General features: G+C 64.8%; 17 protein-coding genes and 1 pseudogene. 9 read left to right on the top strand and 9 right to left on the bottom strand.

The window, feature by feature from the left end:
• Window positions 1-105: 105 nt before the first annotated feature.
• The 3 genes from AKN84_RS42440 to AKN84_RS42450 form a co-directional block, all read right to left on the bottom strand.
• The gene (locus AKN84_RS42440; protein WP_050426284.1) at window positions 106-723 is read right to left on the bottom strand and encodes a LysE family translocator; all 618 of its coding nucleotides are present in this window, start codon (window positions 721-723) and stop codon (window positions 106-108) included.
• 226 nt (window positions 724-949) lie between these two features.
• The gene (locus AKN84_RS42445; protein ID WP_128971666.1) at window positions 950-1,483 is read right to left on the bottom strand and encodes a hypothetical protein; all 534 of its coding nucleotides are present in this window, start codon (window positions 1,481-1,483) and stop codon (window positions 950-952) included.
• Window positions 1,484-1,490: 7 nt separating this feature from the next.
• Window positions 1,491-2,933: an LVIVD repeat-containing protein gene (locus tag AKN84_RS42450; RefSeq protein ID WP_050426285.1), complete on the bottom strand. Its 1,443-nt coding sequence runs from the start codon at window positions 2,931-2,933 to the stop codon at window positions 1,491-1,493.
• Between the two features lie 119 nt (window positions 2,934-3,052).
• On the opposite strand from AKN84_RS42450, the gene AKN84_RS42455 reads away from it, so the two are divergent.
• The 4 genes from AKN84_RS42455 to AKN84_RS42470 are packed head-to-tail and all read left to right on the top strand — an operon-like array spanning window position 3,053 to window position 4,832.
• Entirely contained in the window at window positions 3,053-3,367 is a 315-nt protein-coding gene (locus tag AKN84_RS42455; protein WP_050426286.1) for an ArsR/SmtB family transcription factor, read from the top strand.
• Complete coding sequence (locus AKN84_RS42460; protein WP_050426287.1) at window positions 3,360-3,824, top strand: SRPBCC family protein; 465 nt, start codon at window positions 3,360-3,362, stop codon at window positions 3,822-3,824. Before AKN84_RS42455 ends, AKN84_RS42460 begins: the two co-directional genes overlap by 8 nt.
• Window positions 3,817-4,284, top strand: a complete 468-nt coding sequence (locus tag AKN84_RS42465) for an SRPBCC family protein (RefSeq protein ID WP_050426288.1) — start codon at window positions 3,817-3,819, stop codon at window positions 4,282-4,284. Before AKN84_RS42460 ends, AKN84_RS42465 begins: the two co-directional genes overlap by 8 nt.
• 32 nt (window positions 4,285-4,316) lie before the next feature.
• Entirely contained in the window at window positions 4,317-4,832 is a 516-nt protein-coding gene (locus tag AKN84_RS42470) for an SRPBCC family protein (RefSeq protein ID WP_050426300.1), read from the top strand.
• A gap of 352 nt (window positions 4,833-5,184) precedes the next feature.
• On the opposite strand, the gene AKN84_RS42475 is transcribed toward AKN84_RS42470, so the two are convergent.
• The 5 genes from AKN84_RS42475 to AKN84_RS42495 form a co-directional block, all read right to left on the bottom strand.
• On the bottom strand, window positions 5,185-6,795 hold the full coding sequence (locus AKN84_RS42475) for an acyl-CoA synthetase (protein ID WP_050426289.1): 1,611 nt from the start codon (window positions 6,793-6,795) through the stop codon (window positions 5,185-5,187).
• A 57-nt stretch (window positions 6,796-6,852) separates the two neighbouring features.
• Entirely contained in the window at window positions 6,853-8,373 is a 1,521-nt protein-coding gene (locus tag AKN84_RS42480; RefSeq protein ID WP_050426290.1) for an FAD-dependent oxidoreductase, read from the bottom strand.
• Between the two features lie 60 nt (window positions 8,374-8,433).
• Window positions 8,434-8,901 (bottom strand): hypothetical protein, encoded by a 468-nt coding sequence (locus tag AKN84_RS42485; RefSeq protein ID WP_050426291.1) that lies wholly within the window; start codon window positions 8,899-8,901, stop codon window positions 8,434-8,436.
• 15 nt (window positions 8,902-8,916) lie between these two features.
• Window positions 8,917-9,372, bottom strand: a complete 456-nt coding sequence (locus tag AKN84_RS42490) for a GatB/YqeY domain-containing protein (RefSeq protein WP_050426292.1) — start codon at window positions 9,370-9,372, stop codon at window positions 8,917-8,919.
• A 157-nt stretch (window positions 9,373-9,529) separates the two neighbouring features.
• The gene (locus tag AKN84_RS42495) at window positions 9,530-10,840 is read right to left on the bottom strand and encodes a serine hydrolase domain-containing protein (RefSeq protein WP_050426293.1); all 1,311 of its coding nucleotides are present in this window, start codon (window positions 10,838-10,840) and stop codon (window positions 9,530-9,532) included.
• Between the two features lie 101 nt (window positions 10,841-10,941).
• On the opposite strand from AKN84_RS42495, the gene AKN84_RS42500 reads away from it, so the two are divergent.
• Complete coding sequence (locus AKN84_RS42500; RefSeq protein WP_128971667.1) at window positions 10,942-11,889, top strand: LysR family transcriptional regulator; 948 nt, start codon at window positions 10,942-10,944, stop codon at window positions 11,887-11,889.
• A 36-nt stretch (window positions 11,890-11,925) separates the two neighbouring features.
• On the opposite strand, the gene AKN84_RS42505 is transcribed toward AKN84_RS42500, so the two are convergent.
• Window positions 11,926-12,627 carry an alpha/beta fold hydrolase gene (locus AKN84_RS42505; protein WP_050426295.1) on the bottom strand — a complete coding sequence of 234 codons (702 nt, stop codon included), beginning with the start codon at window positions 12,625-12,627 and terminating at the stop codon, window positions 11,926-11,928.
• 160 nt (window positions 12,628-12,787) lie between these two features.
• Between AKN84_RS42505 and carA the strand changes: the two genes are divergently transcribed.
• The 4 genes and pseudogenes from carA to AKN84_RS42525 all read left to right on the top strand — a co-directional run bounded on the left by carA (window position 12,788) and on the right by AKN84_RS42525 (window position 16,404).
• The gene (carA, locus tag AKN84_RS42510; protein WP_050426296.1) at window positions 12,788-13,981 is read left to right on the top strand and encodes a glutamine-hydrolyzing carbamoyl-phosphate synthase small subunit; all 1,194 of its coding nucleotides are present in this window, start codon (window positions 12,788-12,790) and stop codon (window positions 13,979-13,981) included.
• A gap of 106 nt (window positions 13,982-14,087) precedes the next feature.
• Window positions 14,088-14,584, top strand: a pseudogene (locus AKN84_RS42515) (PaaI family thioesterase).
• 129 nt (window positions 14,585-14,713) lie between these two features.
• Window positions 14,714-15,814: a mandelate racemase/muconate lactonizing enzyme family protein gene (locus tag AKN84_RS42520; RefSeq protein WP_162240938.1), complete on the top strand. Its 1,101-nt coding sequence runs from the start codon at window positions 14,714-14,716 to the stop codon at window positions 15,812-15,814.
• Between the two features lie 68 nt (window positions 15,815-15,882).
• The gene (locus AKN84_RS42525) at window positions 15,883-16,404 is read left to right on the top strand and encodes a cupin domain-containing protein (RefSeq protein WP_050426298.1); all 522 of its coding nucleotides are present in this window, start codon (window positions 15,883-15,885) and stop codon (window positions 16,402-16,404) included.
• The last annotated feature ends 101 nt before the right edge of the window (window positions 16,405-16,505 follow it).

The following is a 16,505-nucleotide window of genomic DNA, read 5'->3' on the forward strand; positions in this document are numbered from 1 at the left end:
TGATAGTTGCATGTGCGGAGACTCCCCCCTCACCCGGAACGCATCTGAGGATGCGTTCGACCTCTCCCCGCAAGCGGGGCGAGGTGAAGCGGAGGGCGCGCAAGCTCACCGCGCCCGGGTCAGCGCCAGCCAGATGCCGCCGCCGATCATGAAGCCGCCTGAGATGCGCGACATCAGCCGCGTCCGCTCCTTGGAGAAGAACTTGCGGGCACGGCCGGCCGCCAGGGCGTAGGCGGCGTCGGTCAGCACCGCGGTCGCCATGAAGGTGACGCCGAGCAGCGCCACCTGCGGAAGGTGCGGCTTGTCCATGTCCATGAACTGCGGGATGAAGGCGCCGAAGAACACCAGCACCTTCGGGTTCGAGAGCAGCACCAGAAAGCCCTGCAGGAAGAACCCGCCGCGCGGCGGCGGCGGCTTGTCGTCGGTGCCGACGCCCTCGACCGGCGAACGGATCAGCTTGATGCCGAGCCAGACCAGATAGGCGGCACCGGCAAAGCGCACCCAGTTGAACCAGTACCCCATCGTCGCCATCAGCGAGGTCAGGCCGACCGCGACAATGCCGATCACGATCGCAAGCCCGACCTGCGCGCCCAACACATTGGTGAGCGCGGCGCGCGTGCCATAGCGCAGCCCGTTGGCGATCACCATCGTGACGATCGGACCGGGCAGCAGCGCCAGCGCGATGCAGGCGGCGACGAAGGCGAAATAGGCTTGCAGGGACATCGGGGGCTCTTTGCTCGTTTGCGACATTATGCATGCGGGTGATGGTGGATGGAAGCGGCACCGCCCGCTCCCTCTCCCCGTCCTTCACGGGGAGAGGGTTGGGGTGAGGGGCTCTCTCCAACAGGCGGTGGGAGTCGTTGGACCTGTACCCCCTCACCCGGATCGCATCTGGCGATGCGATCCGACCTCTCCCCGCAAACGGGGCGAGGTTAAGGACCAGCGCTCCTCAACGGCCCTCCAAGGCGGCCGTCATCCAATTCCTGATCTCCTGCGATCCCAGAAAAGCTAGCGTCGCCCGCTGTACGCGCGCGGCATCGCCCCTGCCCTGCGCCGCGACCGCCATGAGATCGCAGCGATGCGACACCGCGATCCCGATCGCCGTGCGGCTTCCGTCGAGCCGATAGACCCTGATCCGCCCCGGCATGTCGGCGACATCAACAACGTCGCCTGCCCTCAGCGGCGCAAAGCGCGGGCTGATCATGTCGACATCGGCGACGCGGTCGACCTCGTCGTCATCGGCGACGCCGCTGTCGCAATTGCAGAAGCCGAGTTTCGGCCTGAGATAGACCTCCGCGTCCGCGCCGCACTCGGCCGCACCACAGTGGAAGGCGCGGCCGGCGGGCCAGCCGTCGCGCGGGAACGGCCAGACGATTTCGTGCCACGCAGCGGCGCGCGGCGGCGCCATCTCGTAGCCGGCGACGGCCGAGAGGCCGCCGAGCGCCAGGAACATCGCTGGGATGACCGGCCACGCGCGCATCATCGGGCACTCACGGCAGGCCCGCCACGGCCCGCGCCGCGCCGGTCAATTCGAGAATGTGCAGGCCGGTATTGGCGCGGTCGACTGCGTAGATGTAGCCACGTTCGTCGGTCTCGACATTGTTGGTCTGGATCGCGACCTTGCAGCGCTCCTTGCCGTCGATGGTGAGGCAACGCTTGTCGGTCGCCGACGTGATGGAAGGAATGAAGTAGCCGACCTCCCTGGGGTGATAGGGATCGCGGATATCGAGCACGCGGACGCCGGCATTGAAGAAGGCGATGAAGGCCAGCTTCTTGTAATAGACCGGCGCCATGCTTTCGTTCGACGAATGCGAGCCGAACCGGCCGCCGCGCTCGCAGAACGCGCCGGAGGCTTCCGGCACGGTGTAGCTCGAGATCATCATCGGCCGCGCTTCGGTGGTGACGTCGGCGAACCACACCATCTGCCGCGCCTCGCCGCATTCGTTCTGGATCGCCTCGTCGACGATCATCACGATGTCGCGGGTCTTGCCGTCCTTGTCGCGGGCGAATTCCGCGATCGGCATGGCGGGCATCGGAAACACCGTGTGTGCGCCGTTCATTGCCGACAGCGGCATCCGCGCGATCTCCGGGAATGTCAGATTGTCCGGCGTCGGTTCTTTCGGTCCGTTCAGCAGCTTGTCGCGATCGACGATCTGCAGGAAGCCGCCCTTGTTGGTGCCGTAGCCGAAATAGACCCGATTGCCCTTCGGCCCGGTCGAGATCGGCCCGTGCAGTTCGGTCGGCACCGCGCCGGTCGCGCCCGGCTCCTGCCCGGGCAATCCGAAGTCCCTGATCTTCACGGGATGGGCGGGATCGGAGAGATCGTAGATCTGCGTCATGCGACGCGTCCGCCAGTCCGGCGCGCCCGACACCAGGTAGGCGATGCCGGTGTTGCACTCCCAGAAATTCTTGTGCGTGTCCTTCAGCCCTTCGCCGATCCGGGTGACCAGCACGGGATAGGCGGGATCGGCCACGTTCCAGATCTCGTGCGCCTCGCTGCCGAAGGTGCGCAGCATGTAGACCGCGTTGCGATCGCCCTTCGGCAGATCCTTGCCGTCGCAGACCCGCACCATCTGCGCGCCGCCGGCTTCATATCTGCCCTCCTGGCCTGTAATGTGCCGCAGATATCTGGGATGGGCGGGATCGGTGACGTCGACGATCGAGGTGCCGTTCGGTTCAGGCTTGCCGGTCATCGGATTGACGGGATCTGGAATGTCGTCGGTGCCGCCGTGGTGGCCAATATAGGCGATCCATTTGTCGCCCTGATGATGAATGGTCGGCTGATAGGCGCTGCGCGCCTGCAAATCATTGGTTCCAACCAGTTTCATGTTGGAGGCTTCGGGCGGATCGCCGATCTTCTGCTGGGCGCTCGCAGCATTCGCGAGCAGGACAACAAGAAACGTGCAGCAAACTGCCGTAACGCGACCACCCATGCGCACCACCCCGAGTTCCCTGCCAATCTGCGTTGGCTGTGCGGGACGCTAGCACGGCGCTACCGCCGCCTGAACACACGCTCTTGACATGCAACCATTTGGTTGCCTATTATCCATCCATGGATGAAGTCTTCAAAGCCCTCGCGGATGCCTCACGGCGGACGCTGCTTGACCGGCTTCACGATCAGAACGGGCAGACGCTCGGCGAGCTCTGCGACGGGCTCGACATGACGCGTCAGGCCGTCACCAAGCACCTTGGGATTCTCGAGGAGGCCAACCTTGTCACCACGATCAAGCATGGCCGCGAGAAGCTGCACTATCTCAACCCGGTTCCGATCCATCAGATCGGCGAACGGTGGATCAAGAAGTTCGAGCGCGGGAAACTCGCCGCGCTCAGCGAATTGAAACGACAATTGGAGAAGCGTGATGAGTAAACCCGACTACGTCTACGTCACCTATATCGAGACCACGGCCGAGAAGCTGTGGCACGCGCTGACATCGAGCGAATTCACCGAACGCTTCTGGTTCGGCTATCGCGCCAGCTCCGACTGGAAGGTCGGCTCGCCCCATCATCTCAGCAAGGACGGCCGCCGCGCCGTGCAGGGCGAAGTGCTGATCGCCGATCCGCCCAAGAGGCTCGCTTACAGCTGGGACGTCGTGAAGGAAGGCGTCGAGCGCGAGCAGGTCTCGCGCGTGACCTTCGACATCGAGCCGCACGGCGGGATCGTCAAGCTGACCATGACGCACGACAACCTCGGTCCGAAGACGCTGCGCGACATCTCCGGCGGGTGGCCGATGGTCATCGCGAGCCTGAAGAGCTTCCTGGAGACCGGGCGCGAACTGCCGGCCGAACTGCTCACCAGTGGCGCCAGGGAGCCCTACCATGCCTAAGCCCGAATTCGTCTACGTCACCTACATCGAGACCACACCAGAGAAGCTGTGGGATGCACTGACGTCAAGCGCATTCACGCGGCAATACTGGTTCGACACCGAGCTGCAATCGGACTGGGAGGTCGGCTCGCCGCTCGCGCTGGTGATGAGCGGCAAGACCACCGACACCGGCGAGATCCTCGAGGCCGACCGGCCGCGGCGCCTCGCCTACACCTTCAAGCACGAGGCCGACCCCGAACTGCGCAAGGAGCCGGCAACCAAAGTCGTGTTCACGCTCGAGCCGTTCGGCAAAATCGTGAAGCTGACCGTGACCCATGAAGGCTTCGGCGTCGGCAGCAAGCTGCTCGACGGCATTTCCAGGGGCTGGCCTGCGATCCTGTCCGGCCTCAAGAGCCTGCTCGAGACCGGCAAGGTGGTCGCGATCCCGCCTGCCGCGCTCGGGATCGAAGGCTTCGAATGACAATGAAGATCTATCGAAGGACACGTGCGGACATGAACATCGAGACATTCAAGCCGGCCATCGTCTACGCGATCTACATCGCCGCCACGCCCGAGCAGGTGTGGCAGGCACTCACGAACGCCGAGTTCAGCCGGAAATACTTTTCCGGCAACGCGGTCGAGGTCGATCTTCGCCTCGGCGGCGCCTACATCGTGCGCACGCCCGACGGCGCGCTGCATATCTCCGGCGAGGTGATCGCGTGCGATCCCCCGCGGCGGCTGACCGTCACCTTCAACGTCAACTGGCCTCAGCTCGTCGAAAAGCTCGGGCCGACGCTCGTCACCTGGGAGATCGAGCCGGCCGGCGACGGCGTAAAGCTGACCTTGCTGCAATCGCATGACCGCCCGATCAGCGACGACATCCTGTCCGGCGGCCGCGCCGGCTGGCCGGCGATCCTCTCCAGCCTGAAGAGCTTGCTCGAGACCGGCAAGGCCATGGTGATCCCGATGCAGCCGCCAGTGCGCATGCTGGCGGCGCTGAAGGAATTGGGGATACCGATGCCGCGGTGAGGTGAGCGATGCAGTTGCCTCACACTCCGCTGTCGTCCCTACGAAAGCACTAGGGCATGCACACATCTTTTCCGATCGAAAAACCGACTCTTAATCAAGGACTTGGATGTGGGGCGATGACCAAAGTTCGCGAGCGCAGCTTAGCTAAACGTCGTCATTTCTCTGCGTTCTTCAGCCAAGTCCTTGAGAAGGCTCCAGAAGATGTGTGCATGCACTAGTACGAAAGCAGGGACCCATAACCACAGGACGTGGGATGGAGCGTGCCGGAGCGACAGCGTCGCACAACAACTTCACCCTGTGGTTATGGGTCCCGGGTCGCGCTGCGCTTGCCCGGGACGACGGTGGAGAGAATCTAGCCCAGCGCCCGCAACTCCCGCCGCAACACCTTGCCGGTCGCCGTCATCGGCAGGCTGTCGGCGAACTGCACGAAGCGCGGATATTCGTGGGCGGCGAGTTGGACCTTGACGAACTCCTGGATCTCGCGCGCCAACGTGTCGCTCGCAGCATAGCCCGGGCGCAGCACGATCCAGGCCTTGATCGATTCGGTGCGAATCGGATCGGGAATGCCGACCACCGCCGACATCGCGACCGCCGGATGCTTCATCAGCGTGTGCTCGATCTCGGACGGTCCGACGCGATAACCGGCGGTGGTGATGACATCGTCCTCGCGGCTGACGTACCAGAAATAGCCGTCCTCATCCTGCACGCCGAGATCGCCGGTCAAAAGGAATTCGCCGGCATATTTCTTTGCGGTCGCTTCCGGATTGCGCCAGTATTCGATCATGGTGCAGGGGCATGGCTGGCGCACGCCGATGATACCGCGCTGCCCCCGCGGCAATTCCTCACCCTTGTCGTTGACGATGCGGACGTCGAAGCCCGGCGTGGCGCGGCCCATCGAGCCCGGGCGGATCGGAAACAGGTTGGAGTTAGAGCCGATCACGAGATTGCATTCGGTCTGGCCGAACACCTCATGGGCGTCGATGCCAAAAGTCTCGCGCACCCACCCCAGCAGCTCGCCGCCGAGCGACTCGCCGCCGGTAAAGATGCTGCGCAGCTTCACCCCCGAATTCTTCACATCGGCCTGCCGCATCAGCTTCAGCGCGGTCGGCGGCAGGAACACGTTGCGGATGCCGAGTTCGGCCATCATCTGCATCGCGGCCTGCGGCTCGAACTTGCGGGCGCGATGACCGACCATCGGGATGCCGTGGTACCAGAACGCGAACAGGCCGTTGATCAGGCCGCCGATCCAGGCCCAGTCGGCCGGCGTCCACATCAGGTCGCCCGGCTTGGGAAGGAAGTTGTGACACATCTCGACATTGGGCAGATGGCCGAGCACGACGCGATGCGCGTGCAGGGCGCCCTTCGGATTGCCCGTGGTGCCCGAGGTGTAGATGATCAGCGCGGGATCGTCGGCCGAGGTGTCGACGGTGATAAATTCCGGAGACGCCGACTTGATCGCGCTCCAGAACGGCTTGGTGCCCGCCGGCGCCTTGTCGCCGATGATGTAGACGCTCTTCAGCTCGGGCAGCCGGTCGCGGATCTTGGCGATCTTCTCCCAGCCGGCCTGATCGGTGATGACGGCCTTCGCCGCCGAGTTCGACAGGCGGAATTCCAGCGCATCCTCGCCGAACAGCGCGAACAGCGGGATCGAGATGAGGGCCGCGCGGAACGCCGCGAGATGCGCGACCGGCAATTCCACCGATTGCGACAGGAACACCGCGACGCGATCGCCGCGCACCAGCCCGTCGGCGGTCAGCACATTGGCGAAGCGGCGCGAGGCATCCGCGACCGCGTCGAACGAGGTGCGCGTGGTGCCGCCATCCTCGTCGACATAGATGAGCGCAAGCCGGCCGGTGCCATCGGCATAACGATCGCAGCAGGCGGTCGCCATGTTGAAGCGCGCCGGAACGTCCCAGCGGAAGTTGCGGTAGAGCTCGTCGTAGGTCTTGGCTTCCTGAAGCATGGCGGCAGACTAGACTATCGCCGTCAGACCACAAACCCCTCCCTGAGGGGAAAGCCATCAGGCCGCCGCCCGCTCCATTGCGGCCTCGACCTTGAGGCTATCGAGGTCGCGATAGATCGACGCGACTGCAAGCACGCGCCCGCCGCGCTTGTAGCGCAGCACGCAATCCCTGCCGGCGATGCTGCCGTCGACCGCGATCTCGTCCCACTGTTCGGCGTGACCGACATAGTTGATCGGCACGTCGTAATGCTGGCTCCAGAAGAACGGCACCGCATCGAACGCCTCGCGCTGCCCAAGCATATTCCGCGCGGCGGTCTGGCCTTGGCGCTCGGCCACCACCCAGTGCTCGACCCGGATATTCTCGCCGCTGTGCGGATCGGGCCAGCGCGCGATATCGCCCGCCGCGTAGATGCCGGGAACGCTGGTCTCGAGATAGGCGTCCACGGTCACGCCGCGATCAATCGCGAGCCCCGCGGCTTCCGCCAGCGCCAGCCGCGGCTTCACGCCAACACCGAGCACGACGAGATCGGCGTCGAGCACGGGCCCGCTCTTCAGGCGCGCGTGCTTGCCCTCGATCGCGGTCACGGTGTCACCGAGATGGAAGACGACGCCATGCTCCTCGTGTAGCGCACGGACGAAATCGCCCATCTCGGGCCCGAGCACGCGCTCCAGCGGCCGCGCTTCCAGCCCGACCACGTGAACCTCGATCTCCCGTGCGCGCAATGAGGCCGCAACCTCGAGCCCGATGAAGCTTGCCCCGATCACCACCGCGCGTCGGGCGCCGCTGGCCGAGGCGATGATCGCCCGGCAATCGTCGAGGGTGCGCAACACATGAACGTGGGGCTGGTCCGCGCCGGGGATCGGCAGCCGCACCGGCTCCGCGCCGGTCGCCAGCAACAGCCGGTCGTAGGCGAGCACCTCGCCGCCGGCGAGCACGACGTTGCGGCGGCCGGTGTCGATCGACTTGACCTCGGTCGCAAGTTTCAGATCGATCGCCGCGTCGGTATAGAAGTCGTCCGGCTTCAGCGGCAGCCAGTCTTCCGGCGCGCTGCCGGCGAGGAAGTCCTTTGACAGGTTTGGCCGGTCCACCGGCGGCGCGGCCTCGCCGCTGAGCATGACGATGCTGCCGCGATAATCCTGCCGCCGCAGCATCTCGGCGGCGGCGAAGCCTGCCGCACCGCCGCCGACGATCACGATCCTGCCGGGCGCATCGACCGGGCCCTTGATGCGCGGCTTCGGCTGCTCGCGCTTCACGCGCACGATGATGCGATCGCCCTCTCGTTCGACCTTCCAGACCGCGAGCGCGTTGAAGGCGGGCGCGGCGGTCGCCTCGCCGGTGCGAATGTCAAAGCAGGCGTGATGCCAGGGGCAATGGACGGTCTCGCCTTCGACCAGGCCGTCGGCGAGCGGGCCGTGGTAATGGCTGCAATGCGCGTCGATGGCGAAGATATCCGCCCCCGAGCGCACCAGCAGCACGTCGTCCTCGCCGACATGGCCGAGCAACATCGCGCCCGAAAAGTCGGAGAGGGCTACGCCTTGTGTCAGATCCGGACCGGAAGGAGCTTGCTGATCGGCCATGGCCTGTCTCCAGTTTATCCAGAACTTCACCCCGCCGCTTTCACGGGGGCCTTGTCGCTATCAGCTTCCCTGCATGTAGCGGACCGGGTTCTCCCGATCCGCCTTGAAAATATCGGCGGCCTCGGCGAACAGCGCCGCAACGGCGGGAGCCTTCAGATCATCAAACGCCTCGAAGCTAAAATTGTTGCCGCCCGCGCGCAATTCGCCGAGCTTGCCAGCATAGCACGACACCAGCGGCTTGCCGCCGCGGGTCACCGCGACATAGACGCTGATGTAGTTTTTCTGCAGCGCCAGCCCAATCACCGGCCAGGCGGCCGTCTTGCCGGACTTGATCGCGTAGCGAAACTCGCCATAGCCGATCATGTTCATGCGCATGCCGGCCTCACCGGCCGGCGTGCCGGCATGAAAATGCCGCTTGAACGACGGCGCGGCCTTGCGCATCACCGCGTGCAGTCGTTCGAGATCCGCGGTCCGGCCGGGATCAAACGCAAGGTAGGCTTCCAGACTGTCCGCCGCGACACGAAACATTGGAAACCTCCGCGACTATCCCGCGAGCGCCGCCTTCACGAGGCCGCTGGCCTTGCCGAAATCCATCTGGCCGGCGTATTTCGCCTTCAGGGCGCCGATCACCTTGCCCATGTCCTTGATCCCGGCGGCACCGGTCTCGGCGATGATGGCCGAGATCGCGGCCTTCACGTCGTCGTCGGACATCTGTTTCGGCAAATAGCCCGAGATCACGGCGATCTCCGCGCGCTCCTGGTCAGCGAGCTCGGCGCGGCCGCCCTTGTCGTAGAGCTCGACCGACTCCTGGCGCTGCTTGATCATCTTCTGCAGGAGGCCGAGCAGATCGGCATCGGAGAGTGGCGGCTTGCCCTGCCCGCGCGCATCGATGTCAGCATTCTTGATAGTCGAATTAACCATGCGCAGGGTGGAGAGCTTGCGCTCGTCCTTGGCCTTCATGGCTTCCTTGACCGCATTGTTAATATCGTCGCGCAGCATCCTGGTGTCCTCTCGTCTGGCAAGATGCTGATCTAAGCCCTCCGCGACGCCAGAACAACAGTTAAGCCCCGGTTCTGGCGACCCCAGAACCGGGGCTGATCAGGCCAGCCCTCGGGCATTGGCGCCGGCCCGCGGTCCGCCGGCGAGCCGGGCAATTTCACTGCATGAGATGCCTGGCCAGCGCAGCGAACGCCGGCAGCGTGGTCGGGTCGTTGTGGGCGTTGGCCGCCAGCGGATGCGAGCCGAAACGGGCAATGACCATCTCGGCCTTGGGATCGATATAGATCGCCTGTCCATTGACGCCGCGCGCCATGAACGCGCCGTCCTCGTTGTTGGTGACCCACCACATGTCGCGATAGCTCCAGCCGGGAAGCGTCGCATAGCCGGCCTTGGCGAAATCGGATGTCCGGCCGCCCCTGCGGATGTCCTCGACGACGGCTTTCGGCACGATCTGTTGGCCGTTGTAGGTTCCACCGAGCCGCATCATCTCGCCGAACCGCGCCAGGTCCCGCACGGCCGCATTCAGCCCGCCGCCGGCAAATTCCGTTCCCTCGCTGTCGATCAGCATGTAGGCATCCTGCTCCATGCCGAGCTTCTGCCAGATCCGCTCGGAGAGCAGCTCGCCGACAGTCTTTCCGGACGCGCGACGGATCAGCCAGCCGAGCACATCGCTGTTGACGGTCTTGTAGGCGAACGCCTCGCCGTGCTGACCTTCCTTCTTCAATGTCTTGAGGAAGCCGTAGAAGCTCGTCGGTCCGGCATAGCCGGGCGGGCGCGGCACGAGGCCGCCTGCCCTGACGTGATCAAAGATCTCCGCCTTGGGATTGGCGTAGTTCTCGGAATATTGGACGCCGACTGTCATATCCAGAACCTGCCGCACGGTGGCGTCGCCATAGGCCGTGTCCGTGAGCTCCGGAATATACTTCGAAACCGGAGCCTTTTCGTCGAGCTTGCCTTCGGCAACCAGTGTGGCGCCGAGCGTGCCGAAGAAGGACTTGGTCACCGACATCGCGATGTGCGTGGCGTGCGGGTTCATCACACCGAGATAGCGCTCATAGACGATCTTGCCCTTGTGCAGGACAACGATCGCATCCGTGTAGTTCGCCGCGAGCGATTCCGCCCACGTCATGGTTCCGGATTGGCCGAGCGGCTGAAACGTGATGGCGTCGATGTCGTTCCGTTCGGCGCGCGGCAGCGGTGATGCAGCGTTGTCGCCCCGCCAGACGTTGCTGGTCGGCAGGAAGAGGCGGAAATTCGCAAACGACCAGCGCGTCTGCGGAAAAGCAAAGTGCGAGCCGTTGGAGAACTGGATCAGCTTGTCCGCGGGCGGCGGAGAACCGACCATCCATCCCATCTTCACGGGATCGGAGTCCGCGGCACTCAGCGGCTGCTGCGCCAGCGCGGCTTCCGTGCCGAGCCCAATCGTTGCGGCCATCACAACACCGACCATCGTCGAGCGTCCGGTCATCGAAACTTCCTCCCTGGATAAGTAGGTTTCGGCCGCAGTAGCTCTCCGCCTCGATATATGTCAAATTCATAATATTACTTTTTATATGAGTATGTTTCATTATGCCGACGCTTCGACAAATCCAGATGGTTCGCGCCCTGGCCGAACACAGGCATTTCACGCGCGCGGCGAACGCCCTCGGCGTTACGCAATCCGCCCTTACGAAAAGCGTGCAGGCGCTCGAGGACGAACTGGGCGTGCGCCTGTTCGACAGGGGTGCCGGCACGCTGGAGCCCACCATGTTCGGCACGATCATGCTGACTCATGGTCGGACAATCCTGCGGGACGTGTCCGAGCTTGTCAGGGAGGTCGACCTGGCGAAGGGACTGGAGACGGGCGGAATCACAGTCAGCGCGAGTGTGTTTCCGGGGGAGCTGTGGGCGCCGCAAGCGTTGGGGCGCCTCGCGGTCGCTCACCCCAAGCTCAAATGCGTGCTGCGAACGGTCGACAGCAGGCAGGCGGTGGACGACGTGCTGGAGGGCATTTCCGACATCGCCATCTCCGATGCGACCGAGGCCGAGGGACGCGATAACCTGGACAGCGAGATTCTGGCCACGACGCGCATGTCGCTATTTTGCCGGAGCTCGCACCCGCTCGCACGGCGCAGAAGCATCCGGCCGCAGGACCTTCTCGGTTATCCTTTCGCCGGACCGCCGCTCTCCAGAGCGCTTGCCCGTCGCAATCTCGGAACGTTCGGCAAGATCGCGCTCAACGTCTCGCCGGGCGAACAGCTTATGCCGCGCGTCTCGGTCGGCAGCTTCTCAGCAATGGTGCAGGCCGTGCTTCACAGCGATGCGCTCGGTTGGGCGCCGGACTCACTGCTCGCAGGCCACATCAGAGGCAGCGGGCTCACGCCGCTGAAGATCCGGGAGCTGACACTCAGCGCGACCTTCGCGTTCTTTGTGCGGCGCCATCGAACGCTGTCACCCGCGACCGTCGAATTCATCAAGTTCGTGCGAGCCCTGCAGCCGCCGGACGCAACCACTCCGACCGCAAGGCTCCCGGCTTGAGGCGGAGATCGACAATATCCGCTTCGACCGGATGCCTCAGTTCCTGAGCCACTCAACCAGCGCGTCGGCGCAGGCCTGCGGCTGTTCCAGCTGCGGCAGGTGACCGCAATTGGCGAGCACGACGAGTTTCGCGCCGGGGATGCCGTTGGCCATCTCGTCCGACAATGAATTCGGAACGGTGCTGTCGGTATCCGACGTCAGCACCAGCGTCGGGCACTTGATCCAGGCCATGCTCGGCCGCGAGTCCGGTCGGCTCAGCACCGCGTTTTGCTGGCGGATGAAGGCCTCGGCGCCGACGTCCTCGCTCATGTCATCAACAACCTGACGCAGGCCAGCATCGCCCTGCCGCGATGGATGCACGAAGCTCAGAAACAGCTCGTCGACCACGCTGCGATACTGCCCGCCTTTGGCACGCTCGATCATGCCGCGGCGGCGCGCGGTCGCCTCCGGCGTGTCGGCCCGCGCCTGGGTGCTCATCAGCGCCAGTTTCGCGACCCGCTCGGGCGCCTGCCGCATGATCTCGAAGGCGATGTAGCCGCCCATCGAATGCCCAGCGAGGGCAAAGCGCGGCGGCGCCTCGGCCAGGATCCGACGGGCGATCGCCCCCATATTGTCGTCCCGGACATGGTTCGCGACCGTGACGGGGCCGCACCGCCACAGCGCCGGGATGACCGGGGCAAAGATCCGCGGCGAGCAGATGAGGCCCGGGACGAGCAGGATCGGCATCGTGTTGTCCATAGGGCGCTCCGGACCGGGTCATTTTCGGCAAGCAAACGGCCGCTTCGAGGAACTTTAGATTAAAAGGCCGTTCCGGCCTGTCAAATCGGCCGGGAATGCCGTGTGAATCCGCGCCCTTTCGCTTTGACGCCGCAGCGTGCGGCCTCTATTTAAAGGGCTCATGACAACATCCGAAAACGCTCCCGCCTGGCCGGACCACAAACCGACCGCGCTCCTTGTGCTCGCCGATGGTACCGTGCTGGAAGGCTTCGGTCTCGGCGCCGAAGGCCACGCCGTCGGCGAGGTCTGCTTCAACACTGCGATGACCGGCTATGAGGAGATCCTCACCGATCCGTCCTATGCCGGCCAGATTATCACCTTCACCTTCCCGCATATCGGCAATGTCGGTACCAACGAGGAAGACATCGAGACGGTGAACATGGCCGCGACACCCGGTGCGCGCGGCGTGATCCTGCGCTCGGCGATCACGGATCCCTCGAATTTCCGCGCCACCCGCCACCTCGACCAGTGGTTGAAGGCGCGCGGCATCATTGGCCTCTCCGGCATCGACACCCGCGCGCTGACCGCGCTGATCCGCTCCAAGGGCATGCCCAATGCGGTGATCGCGCATTCCAAGACCGGCGAGTTCGACCTGCACGCGCTGAAGGAAGAGGCCCGCGAATGGCCCGGCCTCGAGGGCATGGACCTGGTGCCGATGGTCACCTCCGGTCAGCGCTTCACCTGGGATGAGACGCCCTGGGTGTGGGGCAAGGGCTTCGGCCAGCAGACAGCGCCGGAATTCAACGTGGTCGCGATCGACTACGGCATCAAGCGCAACATCCTACGCCTGCTCGCCGGCGTCGGCGCCAAGGTGACCGTGGTGCCGGCGACGACGGCGGCCGAGGACATCCTGGCGATGAAGCCGGACGGCGTGTTCCTGTCGAACGGCCCCGGCGATCCGGCCGCGACCGGCAAATATGCCGTGCCCGTGATCCAGCAGGTGATCGCTTCGGGGACGCCGACCTTCGGCATCTGCCTCGGCCACCAGATGCTCGGCCTCGCCGTCGGCGCGAAGACCATGAAGATGCATCAGGGCCATCATGGCGCCAATCATCCGGTCAAGGACGAGACCACCGGCAAGGTCGAGATCACCTCGATGAACCACGGTTTTGCGGTCGATCAGGCGACGCTGCCGAAAGGCGCGACCCAGACCCATATCTCGCTGTTCGACGGCTCCAATTGCGGCATCGCGCTCGAGGGCAAGCCGGTGTTCTCGGTGCAGTACCACCCCGAGGCCTCGCCCGGCCCGCGCGACTCGCACTACCTGTTCCAGCGCTTTGCCGACCTGATGCGGAAGAAGAAGCAGGCAGCGTAAAGCTGCCAACCGTCATTGCGAGGAGCGCAGCGACGACGCAATCCATCTATCCCCGCATGGAGCGATGGATTGCTTCGCTCCGCTCGCAATGACGGAGATCCTTCCCATGACCGACAGCTCGCCCCCGAAGCCCACCTACGGCGTCTCGTCGATGGAGGTGATGGCGTCGATGCCGGGCTCGACTTCGTGCGCGGCATCTTCGCCCGCACCCTGCCGGAACCGCCGATCATGGAGAACGTCGAGCCGTTCGACTGCACCGCCGAGACCGGCCATGTCGTGATCCACAGCGTCCCCGGCCTGCGCCACTACAACCCGATCGGCTCGGTGCATGGCGGCTACGCCGCGATCCTGTTGGATTCGGCGATGGGGCTCGCGGTGCAGACCACGCTGCCGCAGGGTTTTGGCTACACCACGCTGGAGTTCAAGATCTCCTTCGTCCGCGGCATGAGCCAGGACACTGGCACGATCCGCACCGAAGGCCAGGTCCTCAACGCCGGCCGCCGGGTTGCGACCGCGGAAGCACGGATCACCGACGGCAAGGGCAAGCTGATCGCGCATGCCACCACGACCTGCCTGGTGTTCGAGCTCCCCAAGAATTCCTGAAGGCAATCGCGTCTTCGCGCATTGGAGGCATGACGAAGCGCGCTGGATCGCAGCCGGCGCTCTGTGATTGAGTTTCCCCTTATCCGAGATCAGGCAAACATGATCCGGCCCGGAATAAGGAAACGCCCGATGACGTCAGCCCATTCAGAAATGACCATCCGCGACATCCGCGTGACGATGCTGCGGCTCCCCTGGGCCGACGATCCCTGGCTGAAGGGCGCAGCGCTCGGCGCCACGCGCGACATCCTGATCTGCGAGGTCGAGGCGTCAGGCGGCATCACCGGCATGGGCTATCTGTTCGTGTTCCGCCCGGCGATGCAGTCGATCGCCGCATGTCTGGCCGAGTGCATCATCCCGCGCGTCATCGGCAAGGACGCCAGTGCGATCGAGGCGATCTGGCGCGATCTGTGGACGGCGACGATGACCTATGGGCGCGGCGGCATCGCCGCGATGGCGATGTCGGCGCTCGACATCGCGCTGTGGGATGCGCTCGGAAAACGCGCCGGCCTGCCGCTGCATCGGCTGTGGGGGCACTATCGCTCGGAAATCCCGGTCTACGGTTCCGGCTGCTTCCGTGGCGCCGGCGGCGACGGGATGATCGAGAAGGCGCTGCATTTCGTCAAACAAGGCTACAAGGCGATCAAGATGCAGGTCGCGCATGTTCACACGCCCGCGCAGGACCTCGACAATGTGCGCCGTATGCGCGAGGCGCTCGGCCCCGACATCGACATCATGATCGACGTCAACATGGGCTGGAGCGCCGATGTCGCGATCGAGATGGGACGCAAGTTCGAGAAGTACGATATCTACTGGTTAGAGGAGCCAGTGCCGGCCGATGATTTCGCCGGCTATCAGCGCATCGCGGCGGCGCTCGACATGCGCGTCGTCGGCGGCGAGACGCATTTCACCCGCTACGATCTGCGGCCGTTCTTTCTCAATCCCTGCCTGCCGATCCTGCAACCCGACCCGATGCGCGGCGGCATGACCGACCTGCGCAAGATCGCGACGCTGGCGGACACGTTCGGCATCACCATCGCGCCGCATCTGTTCCCCGAGCTCAATGTGCACCTGCTGGCTTCGATCCCGAACGGCATCTGGTGCGAGAACATGGCCCTGATCGACGACCTCTGGGTCGATCCGCCAGAGATCGCCAACGGCATGATCACCGCGCCGGAGCGGCCGGGGCACGGGCTCAGGTTCAAGGACGAGGTGTTGAAGTTCAAGATCTAGCGGGAACGGTTTCCGGACCCGCCGCTTGGTCCCGACCTCACCGCCGCTCGCAACGCTGGAGAGTAGCCATGCCCGTCGTGAGTCCCGATGCCGAACCCCGTACCTTCGTCTTCCAGGACGATGGCCTGGTGCCGAACAATCCGATGCCATTCCTGGTTTACAAGGGCGCGGTCGACGTCGGTAAAGACCCCGAGGCGACGATCGAACAGTTGTTCGGCAGCAATGGCTGGGGCGCGATGTGGCGGAACGGCGTCTACGACTTCGCGCATTACCACGCCACCGTACACGAGGTGCTGGGCGTCGCGCGCGGCAGCGCGCGCGTGCAGTTCGGCGGCGAGCGTGGCCGTGCGCTTGAGATCGCAGCCGGCGATGTCGCGATCCTGCCGGCCGGCACCGGGCATCAATGCCTGTCGGCGAGCGGCGATTTCAGCGTGGTCGGCGCCTATCCGCCGGGCCCGCCGATGGACCTGCAACGGCCGACGCCGGAGAGCCACGCGCGGGCGCTGAAGACGATCCCGCAGGTCGCAATCCCCGCGACCGATCCGGTGCTGGGCAAGGACGGACCGCTGCTGCGGTTGTGGAAGCGCTGACATGTCGGCAAGCGGCGCTGCCCCTTTCCCTTCTCCCCTTGTGGGAGAAGGTGGCGCGGATGCAATCCGCGCCGGATGAGGGGTCTGCATCCGCGGGAGGA

It is taken from the genome of Bradyrhizobium tropiciagri (assembly GCF_001189845.1).
Classification (GTDB): domain Bacteria; phylum Pseudomonadota; class Alphaproteobacteria; order Rhizobiales; family Xanthobacteraceae; genus Bradyrhizobium; species Bradyrhizobium tropiciagri.